The organism is Aeromonas sp. QDB39 (assembly GCF_027707585.1).
GTDB lineage: Bacteria > Pseudomonadota > Gammaproteobacteria > Enterobacterales > Aeromonadaceae > Aeromonas > Aeromonas hydrophila.
Genome location: NZ_JAPCIV010000054.1, coordinates 1 through 23,755, shown reverse-complemented (window position 1 = coordinate 23,755; position 23,755 = coordinate 1). Strand labels below are relative to the sequence as shown.

Annotated in this window: 21 protein-coding genes, 1 other RNA gene and 1 pseudogene; 5 read left to right on the top strand and 18 right to left on the bottom strand. The window is 57.4% G+C overall.

Going from position 1 to position 23,755, the window contains the following annotated elements; all coding sequences use genetic code 11:
- Positions 1 to 32: 32 nt before the first annotated feature.
- The 14 genes from PG899_RS22100 to PG899_RS22035 all read right to left on the bottom strand — a co-directional run bounded on the left by PG899_RS22100 (position 33) and on the right by PG899_RS22035 (position 15,262).
- Positions 33 to 788, bottom strand: coding sequence for a hypothetical protein (locus PG899_RS22100; protein ID WP_270697694.1), 756 nt, complete (start codon positions 786 to 788; stop codon positions 33 to 35).
- Positions 778 to 1,650, bottom strand: coding sequence for a TnsA endonuclease N-terminal domain-containing protein (locus tag PG899_RS22095; RefSeq protein ID WP_011899279.1), 873 nt, complete (start codon positions 1,648 to 1,650; stop codon positions 778 to 780). Before PG899_RS22095 ends, PG899_RS22100 begins: the two co-directional genes overlap by 11 nt.
- Before the next feature lie 442 nt (positions 1,651 to 2,092).
- Positions 2,093 to 2,404 carry a M48 metallopeptidase family protein gene (locus PG899_RS22090; RefSeq protein WP_011899280.1) on the bottom strand — a complete coding sequence of 104 codons (312 nt, stop codon included), beginning with the start codon at positions 2,402 to 2,404 and terminating at the stop codon, positions 2,093 to 2,095.
- A 76-nt stretch (positions 2,405 to 2,480) separates the two neighbouring features.
- Positions 2,481 to 2,753, bottom strand: a complete 273-nt coding sequence (locus PG899_RS22085; protein ID WP_042657574.1) for a DUF5334 family protein — start codon at positions 2,751 to 2,753, stop codon at positions 2,481 to 2,483.
- Positions 2,754 to 2,794: 41 nt separating this feature from the next.
- Entirely contained in the window at positions 2,795 to 3,361 is a 567-nt protein-coding gene (gene hxsA / locus PG899_RS22080) for a His-Xaa-Ser repeat protein HxsA (RefSeq protein WP_158513278.1), read from the bottom strand.
- A gap of 8 nt (positions 3,362 to 3,369) precedes the next feature.
- Positions 3,370 to 4,575, bottom strand: a complete 1,206-nt coding sequence (hxsC, locus tag PG899_RS22075) for a His-Xaa-Ser system radical SAM maturase HxsC (RefSeq protein ID WP_011899283.1) — start codon at positions 4,573 to 4,575, stop codon at positions 3,370 to 3,372.
- Positions 4,576 to 4,578: 3 nt separating this feature from the next.
- Positions 4,579 to 6,033, bottom strand: a complete 1,455-nt coding sequence (hxsB, locus tag PG899_RS22070) for a His-Xaa-Ser system radical SAM maturase HxsB (protein WP_011899284.1) — start codon at positions 6,031 to 6,033, stop codon at positions 4,579 to 4,581.
- Positions 6,023 to 6,313 carry a His-Xaa-Ser system protein HxsD gene (gene hxsD / locus PG899_RS22065; RefSeq protein ID WP_157868080.1) on the bottom strand — a complete coding sequence of 97 codons (291 nt, stop codon included), beginning with the start codon at positions 6,311 to 6,313 and terminating at the stop codon, positions 6,023 to 6,025. The genes hxsB and hxsD overlap by 11 nt, the downstream gene beginning before the upstream one ends.
- Positions 6,314 to 6,851: 538 nt before the next feature.
- Positions 6,852 to 9,728: an aminomethyl-transferring glycine dehydrogenase gene (gene gcvP, locus PG899_RS22060; protein ID WP_024946112.1), complete on the bottom strand. Its 2,877-nt coding sequence runs from the start codon at positions 9,726 to 9,728 to the stop codon at positions 6,852 to 6,854.
- A 252-nt stretch (positions 9,729 to 9,980) separates the two neighbouring features.
- The gene (gene gcvH / locus PG899_RS22055) at positions 9,981 to 10,370 is read right to left on the bottom strand and encodes a glycine cleavage system protein GcvH (RefSeq protein WP_010634317.1); all 390 of its coding nucleotides are present in this window, start codon (positions 10,368 to 10,370) and stop codon (positions 9,981 to 9,983) included.
- Between the two features lie 105 nt (positions 10,371 to 10,475).
- A complete protein-coding gene (gene gcvT, locus PG899_RS22050; RefSeq protein WP_024946111.1) occupies positions 10,476 to 11,573 on the bottom strand; it encodes a glycine cleavage system aminomethyltransferase GcvT in 1,098 nt (365 codons plus the stop codon).
- Between the two features lie 408 nt (positions 11,574 to 11,981).
- A complete protein-coding gene (locus tag PG899_RS22045) occupies positions 11,982 to 13,202 on the bottom strand; it encodes an FAD-dependent 2-octaprenylphenol hydroxylase (RefSeq protein ID WP_024946110.1) in 1,221 nt (406 codons plus the stop codon).
- Between the two features lie 89 nt (positions 13,203 to 13,291).
- Complete coding sequence (gene ubiH / locus PG899_RS22040; protein WP_024946109.1) at positions 13,292 to 14,509, bottom strand: 2-octaprenyl-6-methoxyphenyl hydroxylase; 1,218 nt, start codon at positions 14,507 to 14,509, stop codon at positions 13,292 to 13,294.
- Between the two features lie 183 nt (positions 14,510 to 14,692).
- Positions 14,693 to 15,262 carry a UPF0149 family protein gene (locus tag PG899_RS22035; RefSeq protein ID WP_011705605.1) on the bottom strand — a complete coding sequence of 190 codons (570 nt, stop codon included), beginning with the start codon at positions 15,260 to 15,262 and terminating at the stop codon, positions 14,693 to 14,695.
- Between the two features lie 173 nt (positions 15,263 to 15,435).
- On the opposite strand from PG899_RS22035, the gene zapA reads away from it, so the two are divergent.
- Together zapA and ssrS are read left to right on the top strand one after the other, a co-directional pair.
- Positions 15,436 to 15,768 carry a cell division protein ZapA gene (zapA, locus tag PG899_RS22030; protein WP_016350376.1) on the top strand — a complete coding sequence of 111 codons (333 nt, stop codon included), beginning with the start codon at positions 15,436 to 15,438 and terminating at the stop codon, positions 15,766 to 15,768.
- Between the two features lie 16 nt (positions 15,769 to 15,784).
- A non-coding RNA gene (gene ssrS / locus PG899_RS22025) (6S RNA) lies at positions 15,785 to 15,967 on the top strand.
- A gap of 166 nt (positions 15,968 to 16,133) precedes the next feature.
- Here the strand turns inward: ssrS and emrD are convergent.
- The 3 genes from emrD to PG899_RS22010 form a co-directional block, all read right to left on the bottom strand.
- On the bottom strand, positions 16,134 to 17,333 hold the full coding sequence (gene emrD / locus PG899_RS22020; protein ID WP_024946108.1) for a multidrug efflux MFS transporter EmrD: 1,200 nt from the start codon (positions 17,331 to 17,333) through the stop codon (positions 16,134 to 16,136).
- Positions 17,334 to 17,583: 250 nt separating this feature from the next.
- Positions 17,584 to 18,246, bottom strand: coding sequence for a glutathione S-transferase family protein (locus tag PG899_RS22015; RefSeq protein WP_024946107.1), 663 nt, complete (start codon positions 18,244 to 18,246; stop codon positions 17,584 to 17,586).
- Positions 18,247 to 18,437: 191 nt separating this feature from the next.
- Positions 18,438 to 18,893, bottom strand: coding sequence for a hypothetical protein (locus tag PG899_RS22010; protein ID WP_270697690.1), 456 nt, complete (start codon positions 18,891 to 18,893; stop codon positions 18,438 to 18,440).
- 201 nt (positions 18,894 to 19,094) lie between these two features.
- Between PG899_RS22010 and suhB the strand changes: the two genes are divergently transcribed.
- Positions 19,095 to 19,898 (top strand): inositol-1-monophosphatase, encoded by an 804-nt coding sequence (gene suhB / locus PG899_RS22005; RefSeq protein ID WP_016350372.1) that lies wholly within the window; start codon positions 19,095 to 19,097, stop codon positions 19,896 to 19,898.
- Positions 19,899 to 20,351: 453 nt separating this feature from the next.
- On the opposite strand, the gene PG899_RS22000 is transcribed toward suhB, so the two are convergent.
- A complete protein-coding gene (locus PG899_RS22000; protein WP_024946106.1) occupies positions 20,352 to 21,983 on the bottom strand; it encodes a methyl-accepting chemotaxis protein in 1,632 nt (543 codons plus the stop codon).
- A gap of 377 nt (positions 21,984 to 22,360) precedes the next feature.
- Between PG899_RS22000 and PG899_RS21995 the strand changes: the two genes are divergently transcribed.
- Both PG899_RS21995 and PG899_RS21990 read left to right on the top strand, forming a co-directional pair.
- Positions 22,361 to 23,293 carry a ZIP family metal transporter gene (locus PG899_RS21995; protein WP_024946105.1) on the top strand — a complete coding sequence of 311 codons (933 nt, stop codon included), beginning with the start codon at positions 22,361 to 22,363 and terminating at the stop codon, positions 23,291 to 23,293.
- A 94-nt stretch (positions 23,294 to 23,387) separates the two neighbouring features.
- Positions 23,388 to 23,681: pseudogene (locus tag PG899_RS21990) on the top strand (hypothetical protein); the annotation flags it as partial.
- Positions 23,682 to 23,755 lie beyond the last annotated feature (74 nt).

Sequence of the window (23,755 nt, the reverse complement as noted above, 5' to 3'; positions counted from 1 at the left end):
GGGTGACGTGAGCGCGTTAAGGATCAGGGTGTTCACGTTGGCCGGAATGGCTGTTCAACTTCGCCGGAATACGCAACTTCACCATCTCCAACACTTTTTGGACTCAATTCGACAGATGCATAGGTCATACAATAGTCTAAATATAATTTAGAGAGAACGACTTCCTCTCCAGAGCGAATCGACTTTGAGAATAAATCAATGTTTTTAATGTCCTGCTGGGTAATACCTCGATAAGGATTGCCGTAATTAGTTTCACGTCCTCTTTTTGAGGCCAGACAGATTTTCCCATCGTCCAACTTAATAGTTTTAGTTGGTAGTTGATGATTCAAACCACACTCGTAATATCGTGGCAATAGTGAATTTTTCATCCCTCCACATTTGAAATAGCGATTCAAACAACTGCTTACATATTTTTTACTACGACCTGACTGAATTATGAGTTGTTTCAATATGCCGTTTGATTCACCATATAGATAACGATGTTTAAGATCTGGATCTACTATCAGTGGTTTGATAGTAGCAAGACATTGATCTCTTTTATCAATCCATCTAGGATCAAAAGCTGAATCTGGTTGATAGAATATCTCTGGAAAATCATGATCTGCAATAGAAACCCTAGCAGAATTTATATCAGACTCGACATGTTCCAAAGAAATAAAAAATGGGCGCTTAGGTGAGTCAGTCAACAAATCTGATACAGCTATTAACCTGTTATCCAGACAGATATCAACAATAAGCAACTCGGATTTATTTTTTGTGTTAGATACAATTTTTTGGTTAATTCTCATGAGACCCTCGCAATGCGGGAAGAGGGTGGTATAACTCAATACGCTGTGTCAAATCCATATCAATACGACCGGTATATACTGCATGTTGGAATAAGCAAACAGCATGCCTCTCATCAATGTTCATCTCTTGAGCGACCAGCAAGGCTAACATCCTAAGTGTGGATAAGGGTGCCATAATCATGTGATTTTTAAATTTTAAAACTACATGATCATAAAGATCTGCTGAAACTTGGAGAAGATTTTTTGAATCAAAACACTCCCGCAAGAACTCTACATTGTAGATAAATGTAGCATCAAAATCTTTCTCAGTTACCATCACAAAATCGATATTTTCAGCACGCCAATATTCAAGGGCAATTTTCTCTTTTGCTCGTGTTCGATTAACGACTCGAGGATTGGTGATGGCAGGATCCAGAGCATCGGAATATTTATAGCTGTACGCTGTCAATCGCGCGTTGCCACTATCGGATTGCCTCAACACTAAAAAATCCTGAGTCATGGTTTTGGCTGGAATACGACCACCATGATTGCCCCTCTCTTTGTAATTACCTGGATGGACAATGTTCAGAGAGGCAGCAATTTCTAGAGTTTTATGCAGGGGCAGCGGGTACTGCTCCAGAATATCGATAACCGTTGGGTCATGTTCGAAGTAAAAAAATGGGCGTCGCTCACCACGGCTGAGCAGATGATGCTCACGTTTGGTCTTGTGACTATACACAATCTGACCCTGCCCATGGGTATGGGACTGTCGCACTGTGACCCAGGGCCGATACCCCCAAGCCTGGATGTCTCGGTTGTATCGCTCCGTTTTGGCGATTTCCGCATCTGTGATAATTGGCTGCTTAACCATCTTTTGTTTCATGACCGCTCCTATCTGACTTGCATACAACCTAGTCAGCAGGCAGGGGATCGTCAACAACAAGAATGAACGTAAGATGTTGTTTTATCTTATTTATTTTTATAAATATTAACTGATGATGCTGCTGTGGTGAAAACTCCACACGTATTGAATTTTTATATTTCCCCTTTAAAAACAAAAACTTACCTATATGCGCATAAATACACACAACAGTGCATATTTATTTTTATAAATAATAAGTACAAGTTTTTTATTCCAATTTAGATATAAGAGGACAACTGATATAGAGCATGATTCTGAGGCTATCGATTGTTCTGCACAGAAAAAATGGCCTTTTCGGCCATGAGAGGGATCCTTTGAGGATCAGTAGAAGGCATCAGTACCAAAGAAACAGCCCGGCAAGGGTAACCTGCCGGGCTGTGGGAGTGACTGACGATCAGATAACTCACGCCAACAATCGAGCCGCCATCCCATCCAATCGCTCTTTTGTCTTTTCCCAGCCTGGCATCACTTGGCTCATCAGCCGAAACGACTCGCTGTGGTTGTGCTCGGCAATGTAGCAGAGCTCGTGCAGGATGACGTAATCGATACACTCGCGAGACGCTTTGACGAGGTGTGGGTTAAGCGTGATCCGGCCATGGGGGGAACAGCGCCCCCACAGGGGGATGATGCGAATAAGCCACCAAACACAATGCCATGCCTTTATAACAAGTTGAATTTTAAGGACTAAAAATTTCAATTTTATTGTAGAGGACACTTATTCGCACCCTCCTTAGCTGGTCAGGGCACGGTGCTCAACCGATTAGAGGTATTACCCAAGTGAAACTGCGAAGTCATTCCATTTCAAATGTCCGATATTCACCTGATTCATGATCATATACTTCTACCTCTGCACCACTACCACTAGACTCTACGCTCTCAACATCCGCTGAACGATACTCTCCATAATCATGGTCATAATATTCAATTTCCTCCCCAGCTCTTACTAAATTACCGCTTTCAATCTCAATGTCACTCCCAGAATCATTGTCAACACCTTCCCATGCATAAATATTAGAAGACATTATTGCAGCAAAGAAAGCTAGAGTGATTGTTATTTTTTTCATCTGTAATCCTTTTTAAATTAAGTTAAGAATGCCCGGATGACTCACTGAATTTGAATACCCAAACTTGTGAGTAAGGAGGTCGTCAGTGTTCCCGTACTACTTAACCTGTTATCACTCTGATAGCGTTTTATCTGGGCGCGGGTTTTCGGGCCAATCTTGCCATCGATAATACCTACATCATAGCCTTTGGTGAACAGTGCTAATTGCACCCGCATGACCAGATCCATCATGGCGCTATCATTGGCTGTCAGCCGTCTGGCTGGTGAAGTGACTTCGAGAGGGGCCTGCAAGCTTTGGTTAAGGCTGTTTACACTGCTGCCATATGCTCGCGAAGGCACAGCGACAGGGGCCGAATAGGTCGAGGTGCCGTAGCCTGAGTAGTGAGAACGATGACTGGAGTGCGAGCGATGTGAACTGTGCGAGCGATGTGAACGGTGGCCTGCATAGAGGTTGTTCACATCCATGTTCAACGAGGCTTCCATGTTGGGCAAGTTGTCTAAGTTCAACTGATTGAAGGCGTCATCGGAGAGATGCGCTTCGCTAGCCGTGACCCCATGCCCACTTAGCACACCCAGACCCAGTACACCCCAACGCTGCAACGTGGACATTAGTTTTTTCATAACAAATTTATTACTCCAATATAAGAGTCATCATCAACACTACATAATGATTTAGTTAAAACACCCGACTTGTGATCAAGGTTCGACGCAAAGAAGCCACAGCAGACTGCCTTCGAAGCACAATCGTCACAACCTTGCGGGAATCCATTTTTCCAGTCGGAAATACTTTGCGCGGCAAAATCGCGCAAACTCAGCGGCAAGTGACAATGCGGAATATTGTAAAGGCAGTACTGCACATTATTCATTTTCAGGGTATTCATGGCAGAGCTTAACGCGGGCAAATGCTCAGCAATGGGAGAGTACACCGTAGCGTAATTTTGCTTGGCAAAGCCCGTAAATTCGATCCCCATAAGGGCAACAAAAGAGACAAACGATAAATTTCTGACAATAAACTCACACAGCGCTTCGATATTTCTGAGTACATCTTTCGTCAAGACGATCCGCAGTTCGATGGACTGTTCAATCGTTTTTAGGTGATAGAGGCCGTTGATGGTCTGATTGAATGCCCCGCGAGACTGCACATGGTAATCGTGATCGCGGGCCATTGCCCCATACAATGGGACACCCCATAGCACCCGCTCATGCCCAATCTGCTGAATCTCATCGATCAGCTCCCTATTACTCAGGTTTTTTCCATTGGTCAAAATATGAAGCTGGGTTTGCGGCAATTTCTGGTGGCAATGGGTCAGAATTTTCAAAAAATCCGCCCCTAACGTCGTCGGTTCACCGCCGCTGATCCCCAAAGTGCGCGGCTCATCGTCCAACAAATCAATGATGTCCAGTGCATCATTCACCCGCCACGCGTCATCCACATTTTTCGGCGGCTGCGAGCACATGATGCAGAAGTTATCGCACCGCTCTGTCAAGAACAGTGAGTTGGAGTCACTGCGCTGCTTGTAGGCGATATACACGGCATCCGTTAACGTCACAATGATGTCGCCATCGTCAAGGCGCTCACCTTCCTCGGTGACGTGAATGATTTGACCGTCAAAAAGCGGGGTTGCATGGTCATAAATGACAATAGCCCCCCACTTGATGGAAAGCAGGGCTTCGCCTCTATATTGCCCGTCGGGGTAGATCAGGCATAACTCGTCCGGTGATCTTCCTGTGGCGATGTAGCTATCAACTGTCGTTACCCGCAACGGGCGGCGAGTTGTAGAGGGATAATGAATGACCGCTCTTAATTTCAGTTTGAAGCTCATCGCTCACTTACCCCTTGTGACCCATGAAGTGAATACATCCTTGTTCTCTTCAAGGAGGCTGAACAAGTGGCGATACAACGGTTTCTGCTTATTGCAGAAGTCATTCTTAGCCCTGTGTCCACCCAAGTCGCCAGTACGGGAATAGTTCTGGATGGGGTTGGCACCACAGTAGGGTAAATAGGCGCAATAGGCGCAAGCCGGAAGGGATTCGGCCACCCCGCTCATCAATATCTCACCCATCACATCCGACGAAATCAGCTCCACATAGGGCGCCTCTACTGAGCCCAAACAGAATTTGTTATCGCCCATGTCATAGAGCATTCGGGCTTCATCGGACGGGTATACATAGCTGTTGTAGTGATAGACCAGCACCCCGGTGCCATCGCCACAGGGCGAGCGCAGATCCACATAGCCCACCGCACGTCCGGTCAGCATGTTGTTCAGTGCCAAGGACGCCGTGACTTCATCTAGGTAGTAGCCTGCTTTATTGATATCGATGATGTATTGCAGGCTCTTTTGATAAAACGCGAAATACTCGGCAGAGGTATAGCTGACCTTGCTTTCCCTTTTGACGGCAAAGCCATACATGTTGAGCGGCCGCAAGAATATCGAATGGAAGCCATGCTTCACATACTCATCTACGATCTCCTGGTGAAAAGGTAGACTGTCTTTGGTGATGGTGGTCATGGCGGCGATGGCCTCATCGCCAATGGCCTCTCTCACCTTTCGAATACCCGCAAGGGTACTTTGATAGCTATTACCACATGAGGATGGCCGATTTTTGTTGTGTAGCGCTTCTGGGCCATCCAGCGACGTTGAGATCTGAATACTGTGGAGCTTGATAAAATCCAGCATCTCATCGGTAATGTATTGCAGGCTAGTGGCAATGACAAACACGAGGCTCTTGCCATGCACACTGTTTTTTTCGTGAGCGTAGTCCACGATAAATTTAATTAAATCGAAGGCGAGCAAAGGCTCACCTCCCTGAAACTCAATGGTGATGCGCTGGTTGGGTGATTCGAACACCCGATCTACCGCATTTCTGGCCGTCTCTTGTGACATGTCGTGCTGTGACGATGTCACTGATTTGCGGCTCGCCTGACAATACTCGCAAGAATTTCCACAACGCAATGTGATCACAAAGATATGCAGTCCCGGCCCGCCACTGAGGAAAGATTTGCGCTGCCTGTATTTGGCTGATAAACAGCGCAGTGCATACGAATCCTCAGAACCTGCCAAGAAACTCTTTCGTTTTAACTCTTGATATAACTCAGTGTCAGTTGGCAGTTCGCCAGCCACCAATTCTTGCAATTCTCGATCCTGAATAAATGAAAATTCACCAACTGCATTGACGATGAGTACTTCATCTTGACTCAAGCGTTCAAAGTTAAAAGGAAACAGTGTATAGTCTTTATCTTTGTCAGCAAAATAGGCTTTATTCTTAAATTTATTTCGCATCAACCGGTTCGCTCCATGCTTCACGCAGCGCAGCACACACCAACGCCTCTTTCACTACCTTCGTTTTTTCCTCAATCACTACCCGCAACTCGTGGTCAATCAGCGCATTTTTAAATTCAGCCTCAAAGTCGCTGGCTATCGGAGTGGTATCCAATGCCGCAACAGTAATGAAATACATTCCACTTTTCATTTGAATTTCGAAATTAAAATTACCTGCAAACCCGTAACAAGTTCGCAATATGGCATCTTTACTGAAAAAAGGGTCGATAATTACGATCATGATTACACTCAGGAAATACATATGAGGAAAACAAAGAACTCTTCAACTATACCAAAAATGAGGTATCGAAGTGAATTTTCAAGTTAGGATTTTTTAGATTATCTAAGCTATGCTTGCGTTAGCTCAATGTTTAGGTGCAATGCCCACGACGGAACATCGCATACTTAGTGTTGTGAATGGCTGATGTTGTTACCATTATGTGTTGGTGAGTTGCTTTACCCCTTCATGTGCCTATCGTTGGCCCTCCTTCGGTACCCAGATTATCCTTTGGCACCATGCCGGTGCTTAGCCCGATAGGGAAATTTGAGTAATAACGCAAACTTTTGTATAAAGTATACCGCGCCCTTGATATATGAATGCTACTGATCTACTAACGACGGTCTAATAAATTCTTAATTTGTAATTTAATTACGTTTTATCAAACCAAGCATAAAAAAGGCCCTGCTATTGCAGGGCCTTTTAGTTTCCAACTTAAATGGTCGGTTTCCAACTTCAATGTCACGGTATCCAACTTAAATGGTCGTGATCAACTCTGCTCTTACTTGGCGTAATCCTCGGTCGGGATGCAGGAGCAGAACAAGTTGCGATCGCCGTAGACGTCGTCGATGCGGTTGACCGACGGCCACAGCTTGGCGGCGCGCACGGCCTCCGACGGGAACACCGCCTCGGCGCGGCTGTAGCCACGGGACCACTCTGCATCCATCACGTCATCCTGGGTATGCGGGGCATGGACCAGCGGGTTGTCGGTAAGACTCCACTGCCCGTCCTGCACCTTGGCAATCTCGGCGCGAATGGCGGTCATGGCCTCGACAAAGCGATCCAGCTCGCGCTTGGATTCCGACTCGGTCGGCTCGACCATCAGGGTGCCCGCTACCGGGAAGCTCATGGTCGGCGCGTGGAAACCGTAGTCCATCAGCCGCTTGGCCACGTCCATCTCGCTGATGCCAGAGGCTTCTTTGAGCGGGCGGATATCCAGGATGCACTCGTGAGCCACCCGACCGTTGCGCCCGGAGTAGAGCACGGGGAAGGATTCACCCAGCTTCTTGGCCAGGTAGTTGGCGTTGAGGATGGCCACCTGAGTGGATTTCTTCAGCCCCTCGTCCCCCAGCATGGCGATGTACATCCAGCTGATGGGCAGGATGCTGGCCGAGCCGAACGGCGCCGCCGACACGGCGCCGTTGTTGCGGCTCTCCTTGTCGGTCTTGACCACGGCGTGACCGGCCACGAACGGCGCCAGGTGTTTCTTCACGCCGATGGGGCCCATGCCCGGGCCGCCACCGCCATGAGGAATGGCGAAGGTCTTGTGCAGGTTGAGGTGGGAGACGTCCGCCCCGATAAAGCCCGGCGCAGTGAGGCCCACCTGGGCGTTCATGTTGGCGCCGTCCAGATAGACCTGACCACCGTGCTGGTGAACGATGTCGCACACCTCCTTGATGGTCTCCTCGTACACCCCGTGGGTGGAGGGGTAGGTCACCATCAGACAGGAGAGCTGATCACCCGCCTCGGCGGCCTTGGCGCGCAGATCGTCCAGATCCACGTTGCCCGACTTGTCACAGGCGGTGACGATGACCCGCAGGCCCGCCATCTGGGCGGAAGCCGGGTTGGTACCGTGCGCGGACGCCGGAATGAGGCAGATGTCGCGATGCCCCTCGCCGCGAGACTCGTGGTACTTCTTGATGGCGAGCAGACCCGCGTATTCGCCCTGGGCACCGGAGTTGGGCTGCATGCAGACCGCATCGTAACCGGTCACCTTCACCAGCCAGTTTTCGAGGTCGGCCAGCAGCAGTTGATAACCCTTGGCCTGGGCCAGCGGGGCGAACGGGTGCAGCTTGCCGAACTCGGGCCAGGTCACCGGGATCATCTCGGCGGTGGCGTTGAGCTTCATGGTGCAGGAGCCCAAGGAGATCATGGCGTAGTTGAGGGCCAGATCTTTGGCTTCGAGACGGTGGATGTAGCGCAGCATCTCGGTCTCGGAGTGGTACTTGTTGAACACCTCGTGGGTCAGCACGGCGTCGGTGCGCAGCAGATCCTGCGGGATGGCGTGATGGGCCTGCGCCGCCTGGTCGAGGGCCTCGATGTCCAGGCCGTGACCTGCCCCCAGGAACAGTTCGAACAGCTCGACCACATCGCCACGGGTGGTGGTCTCGGAGAGGGAGACACCCACGGCGCCGTCCAGATCCGCACGCAGGTTGATGCCCAGCCCCTCGGCCTTGGCAATCAACGTGGCCTTATCAGCAGTCTGCACTGTGAGAGTATCAAACCAGCTGGCATGCTTGAGGGCCACACCCTTGGCCTTGAGGCCGAGCGCCAGAATGGTGGTCAGACGGTGCACGCGAGAGGCGATGGTTTTCAGCCCCACCGGGCCGTGGTAGACGGCGTAGAAGCTCGCCATGTTGGCCAGCAGCACCTGAGCAGTACAGATGTTAGAGTTGGCCTTCTCGCGGCGGATGTGCTGCTCGCGGGTCTGCATCGCCATGCGCAGCGCGGCCTTGCCGCGGGCATCCTTGGAGACACCGATGATGCGGCCCGGCATGGAGCGCTTGTAGGCGTCGCGGGTGGCGAAGAAGGCGGCGTGCGGGCCACCGTAACCCATGGGCACGCCAAAGCGCTGGGCCGAGCCCAACACCACGTCGGCCCCCAGCTCGCCCGGGGATTTGAGCAGCAGCAAGGAGAGCAGGTCGGCGCTGACGCAGGCCAGCCCTTTCTGGGCCTGTACGGCGGCAATCAGGGCCCGCAGATCTTTCACTTCACCCGTGGTGGTGGGGTACTGAAACAGGGCACCGAACACCTCTTCGGCGCAGGCCTGTGCGGCCGGGCCGACGGCCACGTCAAAACCGAAGTGAACCGCCCGCTCCTTGACCACGTCGCTCACCTGCGGGTGCACGTCATCGGCCACGAAGAAGAGGTTGGACTTGGACTTGGCCATCCGCTTGGCCAGCGCCATCGCCTCGGCGGCGGCGGTCGCTTCATCCAGCAGGGAGGCACTGGCCAGATCCATGCCGGTCAAGTCCAGGGTCAGCTGCTGGAAGTTGAGCAGGGCTTCGAGACGGCCCTGCGCCAGCTCGGGCTGGTACGGGGTGTAGGCGGTATACCAGCCCGGGTTTTCCAGCACGTTGCGCAGGATGACGTGAGGTACATGGGTATCGTGATAGCCCATGCCGATGTAGCTTTTGGCGACCTTGTTCTGGGCGGCATAGCCCTTGAGCTTGGCCAGCGCTTCCACCTCGGTCATGGAGGCGCCGATGCCGAGCGGGCCCGGCCGGCGAATGGCGGCGGGGACGGTCTGCTCAATCAGATCATCCAGGCTCTCGGCGCCCACCACGGCCAGCAGGGCGCGCAGATCTTCCTCACCCGGCCCGATGTGACGGCGGATGAAATCGGTTTTTTGCTCGAGTTCAAACAGTGACTGGGTCATTTCCCTATTCCTGATAAAAAGTCCTGATAACTAAGTGCCTGACAGCCAGCCTCGGCCGGCTTCACTCATGTTCGGCTGGCAGGGTGGCCCCTGCCGGCACCGGATGTCGCTCATAGCGACAGGGGGTCGTCTTGCGGCTGACCGGGTTGCCGCGGGCAAACCGGTGCGGACGACTTCACCCTCGCCGGCCGGCCTCCAGGCCGACGGGCACCTATACAAGCGGGCCCTGCGCATTGGCAGGGCCCGGGGGCATTACTCTTCGTCCACCACGTTCTGGTAGCCTTCGGCATCCAGCAGGTTGGCGAGCTCGCCCGCGTCGTCCAGCTTGATGCGGAACAGCCAGCCGGCACCGTAAGGGTCGGAGTTGACCAGCTCGGGGCTGCCTTCCAGCTCTTCGTTGACGGCCAGGATCTCGCCGCTCACCGGGCTGTAGATGTCAGAGGCGGCCTTGACCGACTCGGCCACGGCGCAGTCATCACCGGCACCAACCTGCTTGCCCACTTCCGGCAGATCGACGAACACCATGTCACCCAGCAGCTCCTGGGCGTGCTCGGTGATACCGACCACGGCCTCGCCGTTGGCTTCGACACGGATCCACTCGTGGGAGGTGGCATATTTCAGTTCGCTCGGGATATGGCTCATTTGTGCTTCCTTTATTCACTTGGATCACTTGTCCCGGCGCGTTCGACAGGCGGTGCCGGGGCAAGGGGGTCTGGCGAAGGGCAGCCCCTTCGCCGCAATGGGTCGTTACACCAGCTTCTGGCCGTTGCGCACGAAAGCCGGCTTGGTCACTTTGACGGTGACCAGCTTCTTGCGGATCTCCACCGAGGCCTGTTTGCCAATATCACGGGGCACCCGCGCCAGGGCAATACTGTACCCCAGGGTGGGCGAGAAAGAGCCGGAGGTGATCACACCTTCCCGCTCTTCTCCAGCGGCGGTGGTGAAGGTGACCGGCATGCCGCTGCGCAGCACGCCCTTCTCTTCCATCACCAACCCCACCAGCTTGGGCTGGCTGCCGGCGGCTTTCTGGGCTTCCAGCACGGCGCGGCCGATGAACTGGCGATCGCTCGGTTCCCAGGCAATGGTCCAGGCCATGTTGGCGGCAAGGGGAGAGACGGTTTCGTCCATGTCCTGGCCGTAGAGGTTCATGCCGGCCTCGAGGCGCAGGGTGTCGCGGGCACCCAGGCCGCAGGGGGCCACGCCGTTGTCCAGCAGCGCCTGCCACAGATCGCACGCCTGCTCTTGCGGCACCACGATCTCGTAGCCATCTTCACCGGTGTAGCCGGTGGTGGCGATGAAGAGCTCGCCGGCCTGCACGCCGAAGAAGGGCTTCATGCCTTCCACTGCGGCATTCTGCTCGGCGCTGAACACCTTGGCCGCCTTGGCCTTGGCGTTGGGGCCCTGTACCGCGATCATGGCGAGCTCGGGACGCTCGGTCACGGTCACCCCGAAGTCCTGGGCGTGGTGGCGGATCCAGGCCAGATCCTTCTCGCGGGTGGCGGAATTGACCACCAGACGGTAGAAGGTCTCGCCAAGGTAATAGGTGATGAGGTCATCGATGACACCGCCTTCCGGGGTCAGCATGCCGCTGTAGAGGGCCTTGCCGAAGACGGTGAGCTTGGCCACGTCGTTGGCCAGCAGGTGTTGCAGGAAGGCTTTGACCCGCTCGCCGGTCAAATCGACGATGGTCATGTGGGAGACGTCGAACATGCCGGCATCGGTGCGCACCTGATGGTGCTCTTCCAGCTGTGAGCCGTAGTTGATGGGCATTTCCCAACCGTGGAAGTCCACCATCTTGGCGCCGGCTTCCAGGTGCTTGGGATGCAGTACTGTAGTCTGGATCATCGCTGTGTTTCCTTAAGCGTTCGCGACAACACTCACGCATCGCTCGCCCGGCAGCCACCATCCGGCTATCTACCTGGGTGGCAGCAAGCGACGTGCCTGAGTCTGTGCTCGTTCCGGCCCCGCAGGGCAAGAGTGATTCCTTGAACGCAGCGGATTATAAGCCAAGCGGACGCGCATGCCGCTCAAAAAAAACTAATCCACCGCCAGTAAACAGACCCCAGACACTAAGGTAAAAACAGTGATAAAAACAGACCAAACCCGGTAATGGCGATATTAAATTTCGATTTTTACCGTTTCGTCACAATTTGTAGAAAAACGTTTCCCTGACCGCCCAGATTAAAGGCTGATGCCCAAACCGGGTCATCAGCCTCATCACATTAGTTTTGTTGTGAAAACAGCCGGGTACTATTAGATTTTTTCACCCTTGGCCAGGGCGGGCAGCTCGCCTTCCAGCCCCATGGCGGCCCGGATCACGCTTTGCTTGAGCGGCGTCAGCAGATCGAAGGCGCACAGCCCGGCCCCACGCACCAGCTTCTTGAGCGGGTTGCTGCCGGCGAACAGCCGCTTGAGCCCCTCCATCGCCGCCAGCATGCTGGCCGCCTCGCTCTTGCGCCAGCGCTCATAGCCGCGCAGGTTGGTGAGCCGGCCGATGTCCTTGCCCGCCGCCTGATTGCGCAGGATCTGCTCGGCCAGGGCGGCGGCATCCAGCAGCCCCAGGTTGACCCCCTGCCCCGCCAGCGGGTGGATGGTGTGAGCGGCATCCCCCACCAGCACCAGCCGCTCGCGGGCAAAGTCGCGGGCATAGCGGGCGGTGAGCGGGATGGCGCTGCGCGCCCCTGCCACCTTGCACAGCCCCAGCCGGCCGTCGAACGCGGTGGTGAGCTGGCGGTTGAACTGCTCTTCATCGCACTGACAGAGCGCCTCGGCCCGGGTCGCTGGCACCGACCAGACGATCGAGCAGAGATCCGGTTGCCACAGGGGCAGGAAGGCGAGCGGCCCCTCGGGGGTGAAGATCTGACGCGCCACCGCCTCGTGGGGCTCGGCACAACGCACCGTCGCCACCAGCGCGTGGTGGCCGTAATCCCAGCTGGTGAGCGGGATGTCGGCCTGCCGGCGCACCCAGGAGTGGGCGCCATCGGCCGCCACCACCAGCTTGGCCGACAGCGCGCGGCCATCTTCCAGCAGCAGCAGGGATCCCGCCTCACCGCTTTGCAGGCTGCTCGCCCGGGCCGGGCTCAGCAGCTGGATATTGTCGCCATCGAGAGTCGCCTCCAGCAGAGCCAGCTGGATGACCCGGTTCTCGACGATGTGGCCGAGCTCGGGCTGGCGCAGGCTGGCGGCATCAAAGGCGATCCGGCCAAAGCTGTCCTGCTCCCACACCTCCATCTGCCCGTAGGGCTGCAGGCGACGGGCCTCGATCCCGCGCCAGGCGCCCACCTGTTGCAGGATACGCTGGCTGGCGAGACTCAGGGCGCTGACCCGGTTGTCCGGCGCCTCGTCCAGCTCGGAAGCTGGCAACTGGCCCTCGACCACGGCGACCTTGAGCGCACTTCCCTTGAGTGCGGCGGCGAGCCCCAGGCCCACCATGCCGCCCCCCACAATCACCACATCCACGTTTTGCATCTGCATCGTTCTATATCCTTTCAGGGCTGATCGCCGGGATCAGCGAGGGCACGCCCGAAGACACACCCGTTCAATACCCATGACGTCACCTTGCCTCAGGGGCGGCACACATCGGCGACAAAGCCCAGAGTGCGGGAGGCCAGCGGCGCCTTGAGACAGCTCAGCCGCCCCATCAGGGAGAGCGCCAGGTTGCGGCCCGCCACCAGCGGGTCATGATCATTGGAGAAGAGCTGGGCCAGCGAAGAGGTGAGCCAGACCGTCTGGGCCTGATCCCCCTTGCGCTGCTGCCAGTAGCCGCTGAGCACCTCAAAGCTGCCGATATCCTCCCCCGCCGTCAGCGCCCGGCCCACCGCCCTAGTGAGCAGATCCAGATCGCGCATGCCGAGGTTGAAGCCCTGACCGGCGATGGGGTGCAGCAGATGGGCGGCGTTGCCCACCAGTACGGTGCGCTGGGCCAGCGGGTAGTCGGCCACCGTCAGCACCAGCGGATAGACGTGGCGCTGGCCGGTTTGCAGGAAGCGGCCGAGGCGCCAGCCGAAAGCCTGCTGCAGACGGGCCAGAAACGCGGCGTCATCGAGCGCCATCAAGGCTGGCGCTTCATCCCGCGCCACGCTCCAGACCAGGGAGGAGAGCCCGCCCTGCATCGGCAGCAGGGCCAGCGGCCCCCCCTGGGTGAAACGCTCGAAAGCCCGCCCGGCCGGGTCTTCGGCCGTCTTGACGGTGGCGATGATGGCGCTCTGACCGTAGTCGTGGCGGCTCACCGCCAGCTTGCACTGCTGGCGCACGAAGGAGTTGCCGCCATCGGCCGCCACTAGCAGGCGGGTCTGATAACGCTCGCCACCGGCCAGGGTCAGGTTCACCCCTTCCGTCAATGGCTCCACGCGCTCGAGCTGGGCCGGACACAGCATGCGGATCTGCGGGCAGGCGGCAATCGCCTGCTGCAGCGCAATGCCCGCCGCCGACAGCTCGATCACCTGGCCGAGGGCTGGCTGGCCATACTCCGCCGCCGTCAAGCCGGCCTGGCCGAAGTGGCCCCGATCCGACACATGAATCTGGCTGATGGGGCTGCAATGGGGAGCAAAACGGGACCAGAGCCCGTGCCGGGCCAGCGCTTCGCAGGTGCCGGCGGAGAGCGCGATGGCGCGGGCATCGAAGCCGGGATGCGCATTGAGCTCGGGGGCGCTCGCCTCCAGCAACAGGATCTGCAGGGGCTTGGGCCCTGGCAGGGCCGCGAGGGAGAGCGCCAGCACGGCGCCGCTCATTCCACCACCGACGATGGCCACATCGACGTGGTTCAGATCAGATTGAGACATGAGATGAGGGGAAAGACTGAAAACGTGGGGTCATGCTAACACAAAGCGTGGGGTCGGGATGCGAAGCCACGGGCAAAAAAGCGCAGTCTCTGTCGTCACTTGCCTCATCACGACGGGCCGGCGCAGGCAACATACAGATGTAAAAAGAGCGCCACCTGGCGCTCTTTATCAAGTTCGACCGACTCAGTGCAGGGTCGGCGGTGTGCTCGGGGCATCCGGCCGCTTGCCGAACTCCTCGAAGCTCATCATCACCCCGAGGCGCACGTGCTCGTAGAGCACCAGGAAGGAGGCTTCGTTCTCTTCATCTTCCTGATCGAACTCGGCGGAGACCTGGGTGATGCTGGCGATGTCCTGGATCATCTCCTGCAGCTCTTCGGAAGCCTTGGAGAGCTCCTGCTGCACCACGCCGAAACCGGCCAAGAAGGCCTGGGACCAATCCACCAGCGAGTCGATGCGCTCGTCGAGCGGCGCTTCGTCGCTTGGCAGCAGCAGCTCGACCCCTTTCTGGGCCATCAGGCTCTCGATCACCTGGTGATAGAGATCGGTCATCACCTGGCGTACCGGGGCCGGCAGACCGAAACCGTCGTTGACCAGATCATTGAAATGGGGCAGCCAGCTCTTGTCGTCCAGTGCCACACCACCGCACACCAGACCGCAGATCACGCCATGGGCCTCTACAGCCGTCGCCATCAGCTCATGCTGCTCCATCAGGTCGGCCACGGCCGCGTATTTCAGGGGGTTCGTTTTGCTCATCGAAGATCCGCTCAAAGTTCAGGCAAATATGCAGAATTAATGGTCAGGATCCTAGCATTCTCCCCCTTCCAGAGCCAGCAAGGCCTTGAAACTTCTGCATCTGCGCTATATAGTCCCGCCCAGTTGTCCACGTGGATAAAGGCGGAAATCAGCTCCGCCGTATTGAGGAAGGCATGAGCACAGAGGCCGTAGAAATCGTCATTTTGGGACGTCCCTACAAGGTATCCTGTCCCCTGGGACAGCAGGATGCCCTGCGCCAGGCCGCCGACCAGCTGACTGATAAACTCATCGAGCTGCGTCAACGCTCCAAGGTCTCCAGCAACGAACAGCTGGCGGTGATGGCAGCGCTCAATTTTTGCCATGAGCTCTGCCTTGAAAAAGAGAAAAATCACCAATACTCTGAGACCATGGACAAGCGGATCAAGATGCTGCAACGCACCATCGAAGCGGCCTTGATCGAGCACGGACAATATGGCGAATCCAGCGACGAAGGCCTGCAGCCCTAATCGTCCACCGTTTTAAAATTCCCTGGGGTGTTTGTCAGCCGGTTCAAGTCCCCGAGCCGATATTCATACCAAACAGGGGATCTGCCTTCTGGCTATTGCGCATGCTCGGCACGACCGAGAAGCCTGCGGTCAGATCCGATCCCCGCCTTGAACCGACGGTTCAAGGGCCCAAACCGGCAACGGCATCTCCGGGGTACCAACAGCAAAAAGCCCGTCACCAGCGTGACGGGCTTTTTCTTTATCTCCTGTGCCATCCGCTCTCCCCTGCCGCCGCAGCCCTTTGACACTCCCCGCAGCACCAGTCACACCAGAAGTGGCCCATAAAAAACCCGCCGTCTTGGGCGGGTCTTTTCTATGTGCTCGGCTCAGATAGCCATCTGTTGATGGGGTGAGCCGTGGTGGCGCAGCCAGAGAAAGCTCAGCGCCACGATCAGCACCATCAGCGTCATGATTGCCCCCAGGGTCACCTGCCCTTCCATCGGGAAGCAGGCTGCCAGCAGCGTCACGATACCGGCCCCCAGGTTCTGCATGCCGCCGAGGATGGCACCGGCGGTGCCCGCCTGACCCGGGAAGGGTTCGATGGCGCAGGAGGTAGCGGTCGGATAGAGAATGCCGCTGCCGATGAAGTAGACGGCGGCGCCGCCAACCAGGGAGGCCGCACTCACTACCCCGAACAGACCCGGCAGCAGGATGATCAGCGACCCCAACGCCAGGAAGACGATACCCAGACGCATCAGCTTGCCCTGACTCAGGCGAAAACTGAGCTTGGCGGAGAGCCAGGCACCAAACAGATAACCGGGCAGCGGCAGCACGAACAGCACGCTGACAGTGCGGGCACTCAACTTGAGCACATCGCCGAGCAGCACGCCAGCCGCCGCCTCGAACACCGCCAGACCGGCAAAGGTCGCCATCAGACAGAGCAGGTTGCCCTGAAAGCGCGGATTGCCGAGCACATGGCGATAGGCGGCACCGACTCGCAGCGGCTGTTGGCGCGCGGTCGCCGGCAGCGTTTCAGCAAACCAGGCCAGCAGCGCCAGGGTCGTCACCGCACCGAAGCCGAACAGGAACCAGTACCCGGCACGCCAGTTGAACAGCTCGGTCAACCAACCACCCAGCACCGGCGCCAGCAGCGGGGAGAAGATCACCCCCATGCTCACCAGGCTGTTGGCCCGGTTGAGCTCGGCGCCACTGTAGCGATCGCGCATCACGGTCCGGCTCATGGCGCCGCCCGCCCCGGTGCCCAGCCCCTGAATGAAGCTGCCCACCAGCAGCGCCATGAAGCTTGGGATCAACTGAATGGTCAGGGTGCCCACCAGAAACACCATCATGCCGATCAGCAGGATGGGGCGACGACCGATACGATCCGACAGCGGGCCGTAAACAAACTGGGAGAGCCCGTACGGGATCAGGTAACAGGCCATCACCGCCTGCAACTGGCCGGAGGCCACGTTGAAGTCCCCCGCCATCATGGGAATGGAGGGCACATACAGGGTCTGGGTCATCTGGCCCACAGCAACCATCAGAATGGTCAGAAAAAACAGCGGATAAAAACTGTGCCGATACATATCTCAGTCCCGAAAATCATCAAAAAGCTGCCGCACCCCTGGCAGAAACCTGCAGAGGGGATCCAAAAACACAGAGTCAATCAAAGGTGAAAATACAAGGCGGAGAACCCGCACCGGCCGGGAGCAGGACACTCCCTAGGCTTGCGGTGATCTTAGTGATTCAGATCACGAAAAACGAACGAATCTTTATAATCAGCTTTCCCTAGTTTTTCTAATGTGACGGGGTTTTTAGCCCCGTCAGCAATAAAAATCAACGCGTTACCATCTGCTGGGCCTGTTTGACCAGATCCTCCGGCTTCCCGTTGCGCGGCGGTATGGTGATCCCCTTCTGGCAGGCGGGCTTCTCTGCCATCCGGTCCATCCAGGCTTGCAGGTGTGGCAACCCCTCGATGGAGATGCCACTCCAGTCATAAATGCGCACCCAGGGCCAGGTGGCGATGTCGGCGATGCTGTACTCGTCGGCCAGATATTCGTGATGAGCCAGGTGGCTGTCGAGCACCTCGAACAGACGACGTCCCTCCTTCTGATAGCGCTCGATGGCGGCCGGGATCTTCTCCGGGAAGTAGCGATAGAAGACGTTGGCCTGCCCCATCATGGGACCGACCCCGCCCATCTGGAACATCAGCCACTGGATGGCCTGGGAGCGACGCTTGGGATCTGCCGGCAGCAGCTTGCCCGCCTTCTCCGCCAGATAGAGGAGGATGGCGCCGGACTCGAACACGGCGAAATCACCATTATCCCGATCGACGATGGCCGGGATACGACCGTTGGGGTTGATGGCCAGAAACTCGGGCTTCTTCTGATCCAGCGCCGACAGATCGAGCGGGATCACCCGATAGGGCAAGCCCAGCTCTTCGAGGGCAATCGCCACCTTGAAGCCGTTGGGCGTAGCGGCGGTATAAAAGTCGATCATCATGAACTCCTTGTGATTCACACATTGGTGCAGAGACGGCCACAGCCTCGCTCATGCGAGACGACAACGGACACAGAGCGGATGCCGCACCGGCATTTGCTCCGATGCCTGCATGGCAAAGCGGCACAATACTGGTCAGTTATGACAAATATTGTGCCGCTTGAACAGCCCGGACGCAGGGAGGAACGCGACTAGTTGCACAGCCCCATGGGTTGGCGCTGGCGCAGCAGGATCAGGCGGGACAAGAGCGGGAAGTAGGACTCCAGTTTGCTCAGCAGCACCCGGCTGCAGGCGGGATCGGCAAGCTCCGACTCTTCCAGCACGATACCGTTTGAGACGAAGTAGAAGCGCGGGTCCCGCACGTCCGGCCCCTGAATGGTGAGGGTGGCATCGCCTTTGCGCATCAGCAGCGGCAACACCGGCAAGCCGAATGTATCGCTGTTGCGCTGCCAGGCAAATTCCGGCCAAGCCGCGTCGCCATCGAGCAGCAAGATCGCCGCTTCTTCCTTGCCTGGCTGCCATTGGCAAGGCTGGGCAATGCTCACCTCGTTGAAGTAGTCGCCATATCCGGTCGATGCGCGCAAGGCAACCAGCAGCCCCTGGGTAGTGATTGCCGACGGTTTTTGACTGACTAATGACAAATTCATGATCCACGTCCCTATGCTCAATGCAGCCTGTTATTCGGCTGCTGCCCATAAGACTAGACCAAAAGGAGCCTATATTGGAGCCGTCAGATCTGGCAGTCGCCAAGGCTGGGGGGATGGCGTATAACGGTTGCCATTCTCGCGAAGACTGGTATGATACCGCGTCCTTTTATTCCCCGTTCTTTAACATCCAGTGGTGAACCTATGCATCCGATGCTGAATATCGCCGTGCGCGCTGCGCGCAACGCCGGTCAAGTAGTAGTAAAAGCCTTTTCTCAACCCGAGAACATCGAGGTTATCCAGAAAGGCAGCAATGACTTCGTGACCAACGTTGACCGTGAAGCCGAAGCGGCCATCATTCACACCATCAAGAAATCTTACCCGGAACACAGCATCGTGGCTGAAGAGTCTGGTGAGATTACCGGTACCAATCCGGACTACCAATGGATCATTGACCCACTGGATGGCACGACCAACCTGGTCAAAGGCATTCCGCATTTTGCCGTCTCCATCGCCCTGCGCGTGAAGGGCAAGACTGAACAAGCCGTTGTTTACGATCCGATCCGTGACGAGCTGTTTACTGCTACTCGTGGTAGTGGTGCCCAGCTGAACGGTTATCGCATCCGTGTCGGCAAGGCCAAAGAGCTGGCCGGCACCATCCTGGCCACCGGTTTCCCGTTCAAGCAGAAGCACCACATCGAGCCGTACCTGAAGATGTTCCAGAGCATGTTCATCGAGTGTGCCGACATCCGTCGTGCCGGCTCTGCCGCGCTGGATCTGGCCTACGTGGCCGCCGGTCGCGTCGACGGCTTCTGGGAAATCGGCTTGAAGCCCTGGGATACCGCAGCCGGTGAGCTGCTGGCCAAAGAGGCCGGCGCCATCGTCACCGACTTCGTCGGTGGTCACAACTACGAAAACTCCGGCAATATCGTGGTTGCCAACCCGCGTGTTCTGAAAGAGATGCTCGGCAAGATCCGTGAGAACCTGCCGGAGTCCCTGGCCAAATAAGCCAGCCTCGCGCAGCGCACGTACCACAAACCCGGCCAAGGCCGGGTTTTTTTATGGCCGTCAGCAAGGGGAACATGCCAGTCTGCGTCATATCCCCACACGTCATTGCCCTACCTATCTCATCGGTGGGACTGCATCCGTTGCCCAGCCAAGGCGGCCTTTGTAGATATCTCGTCAGTGCGACCAGAGGATGCAACACTCCTTCGAACCAGCACGGCACCACCACCCGGCCTAGCCCCCAAGCAGCTCTCAGGCCGACCCGGCACGCCGGCTTCTACCGTCGCGAGGTTGCCGCGCCGTTCACCGAACCCGTGTTGTTATCCCTTCATTGCAAACCACATGACCTAGAAAGTGGCCGCCGACCAATAACAAACAACCCGGCCAGAGCCGGGTTGTTTGGGTGCCTGCCAATGCAGGCAGCGGTTGTGTCGCCCTCCCTGGCGCGCAGCAGCATTACGCCAGGCGGAAACGACCGATGGTCTGACGCAGACCGGCGGCCAGCTGGCTCAGCTCCAGGCAGGCACGGGCGGTATGATCGGCCCCAACGGCGACCTCGTTGGAGGATTCGTTGATCCGCTCCACGTTGCGACCCAGCTCATCGGAGACCGCATCCTGCTCGCCACAGGCGCTGGCGATCTGAATGGCCATGTCGGCGATCTGGGCCACCGCTTCTTCAATCTGCTGGATGCCATTGCTGGTCTGCTCGCTCTGCTCCACGCACTGGCGGATCATCTCGCAGCTCTGGCCGGTCACTTCTTTGGCCTGGTTGGCACGTGCCTGCAGGGTTTCGATGATGGCAACGATCTCACCGGTGGAAGCCTGGGTGCGGCCCGCCAGGGTGCGTACCTCATCTGCCACCACCGCGAAGCCGCGCCCCTGCTCGCCAGCGCGGGCAGCCTCGATGGCGGCATTGAGTGCCAGCAGGTTGGTCTGGTCGGCGATGCCGCGGATCACGTCAACTACCACGTTGATCTGGGCGGATTCACGCTCCAGCTCGGTGACCAGGGTGCCCGCCTGTTCAATCTCCTCGGCAACCCGGGTAATGGACATCAGCGAGCTCTGCACATCCTGATTGCCACGGCGTGCCAAGGCATTGGCGGAGCTGGCCGACTCGGACGCGGTCTCGGTGTTGCCTGCCACATCGGCCACGGTGGCCTTCATCTGGGCCATGGCGGTGGCGACCAGCGAGATCTCCTGCTGCTGGCTCTGGATCCCCTGTGCCGACTGCTCGGAGACGGCGCTCACCTCTTCAATGGCGGCACCCAGCTGAGTCACAGCCGCGACTACCTCTTCAATCAGGCCACGCAGGTTGTCCTGCATCTTGAGGGAAGCCTTGGCCAGCATGCCCAGCTCGTCGCGACCGATGTGCTGGCGGTCCAGCTGATGGGTCAGATCGCCGGCGGCGATGGCGTTGGCCTGCGCCACCACGGCCTGCAACGGCACGCAGATCTGGCGGGTCAGGAACCAGGTCATGGCCACCATGAACAGCAGCAGGCTGCCGATGCTCACCATGGCAAAACTGGTCACCATGTTGACGCTGCCAAGTAGGCTGCCACGGTTCTCTTTCACAAAGCCGAGGTTCACTTCCACCAGACCGTTGACCGCCTGCTCCAGCTCGCCATAAATGGGGTTGGACTGGAACAGCTGATCCTTGGCCTGGGCCAGCTGACCCTGCACCAGCAGTTGATCCACCAGATTGACCGAGTTCAGATAGCGTTGCCACTCCTGTTTGGCGCGGTTGAACACCTGGCGCTCATGGTCGGCACCGACCGTGGCCTCATAGGCACGAAAGGCCTGCTCGACTTTCTGGACGCTAGCCTGGATCCGGCCGCGGCGCGCCTGCAGATCGCTGGCGTCATCCACCATCAGCAGGGCAAACTGGGCACGGCGCACGTAGGATACGTCGTAGAGCAGGTTCTCGACCGAGAGTACGCTCGGCAGGGTGGAATCGGTAAAATTCAGCACGCGATCGCGCACGCCACGCAGCTCGCTGGAGAGAAAAATACCGAATATCACGTTGACGGCCGCAATGACCGCAAAGACCACGGCAATCTTTTTGCCGATAGACAGATTTTTGTAAAACATGGTGGCTGGTGATCCTCGACTGCTGACAAGCAGGTGCACAGTGGCGATCACATCCGTATGAACTGGTAACCCGGGCTTTCCTGGCGGGAGATGGGACGTTGCGAAAGACCAAGGGAAGGGTGGGTTTCGCGAGGGCGGCACTTTACCACAAACCTGCCTACTCCTTCACCAGCTTTCGCCGTAACAAAGCAAGTTGTTTTTCCGTACAACCCGATCTTCATCACAAACTATTCAAGGCGACCAAATCATTTCAAATAGTTAGCCGATGAATGCTATCGATGCGCCGGCATGGACAAGTCAGGCCCGGCTCGCTGTAATGCAAGAGTCCCCGGATGGCGCCCCGCCGTCCCCGCCATCAAGCAAGAGAGGTGATCTTCATGGATAACGCGTCGGCCCTGCCCCTTTCCTCCTGGTCTGCCCAGCTGCGCGAGCAACTGCGGGCACGCCCGGTGATCGCCATCGGCCTGCTCGTTGCACTGGCGGCCGTCGTGCTGTTGCTGCTGCAGAGCCTGGTGATGCTGGCCGCCGGCGACATCAGCCCCGGCGTTCGCTACGGCCTGCTCGGCGGCCTGGCCGGCTTTGCCGCCACCGCGCTCGGCGCCTTGCCAGCCCTCTTTCTGCGCTCGGTCCCCCAGCGGGTGGAGGACAGCATGCTGGGCTTTGCCGCCGGCATGATGCTGGCGGCCAGCGCCTTCTCCCTGCTGCTGCCGGGGCTCGAGGCGGCAGAGGGGCTCACCGGCAACGGCTTTCTCGCCGCTGCCGTGGTGGTGGCAGGCATGACCCTCGGGGTGCTGCTGATGCTGGGGCTCGACCAATTCACCCCCCATGAGCATGACAAGACCGGCCCCTGTGGTCCCGGCCACGAGAGTTGCTCCCGGGTCTGGCTGTTCGTGTTTGCCATCGCCCTGCACAACCTGCCGGAGGGGATGGCCATCGGGGTAAGCTTCTCGCAGGGCGACATGTCGGTGGGTCTGCCGCTCACCACCGCCATCGCGTTGCAGGACATACCGGAAGGGCTGGCGGTGGCGCTCGCCATGTGCGCCGCCGGTTTTCGCCCCGGCAAAGCCGTGCTGGTTGCCATCGGCAGCGGTCTGCTTGAGCCGCTCGGGGCCCTGCTCGGCGTCGGCCTCTCCAGCGGGCTGGCCATCGCCTATCCCATCGGCCTCGGACTGGCCGCCGGTGCCATGCTGTTCGTGGTCTCCCACGAGGTGATCCCCGAGACTCACCGCAATGGCCACCAAACCCACGCCACCCTGGGCCTGATGGCCGGGTTTGCCTTGATGATGACCCTCGATACGGCACTTGGTTGATAAGATCCTGATATATGGCGTAATGTTTGATCACTAGCGCCGTGACATCCGCGGGCAACGTCGCATTTCCCCACGCATTGAGGGCCAGCATGACATGATATTCCGGGTGATGGTGCTGGGTTGTCTGCTGGCAGTCGCTCACCGGGCCGTCTCTGCCACCGAAATCTATCGCACGGCGGCGCAGCCCGAATCCGCCCCCAAATACATCCAGATGGCGGATGGCCGCATCGGGGGATTCTGCGTCGAGCTGTTTCGACTGCTGGAGCGCCAGGAGCCCGCCCTGCGCATCCAGGGGGATCAGCGCTTTGTGCCCCTCAAGCGACTGGAGAAACAGGTGCGTTTCGGCCAGCTCGACTTCATCTGCGGCGTGGGCGACAACCCGGACCGTCACAAACTACCTACACAGATTGACTATGAAATAAATCTGGAAATCGTTGTATGGTAGGGCTTAGTGGCCTTTTC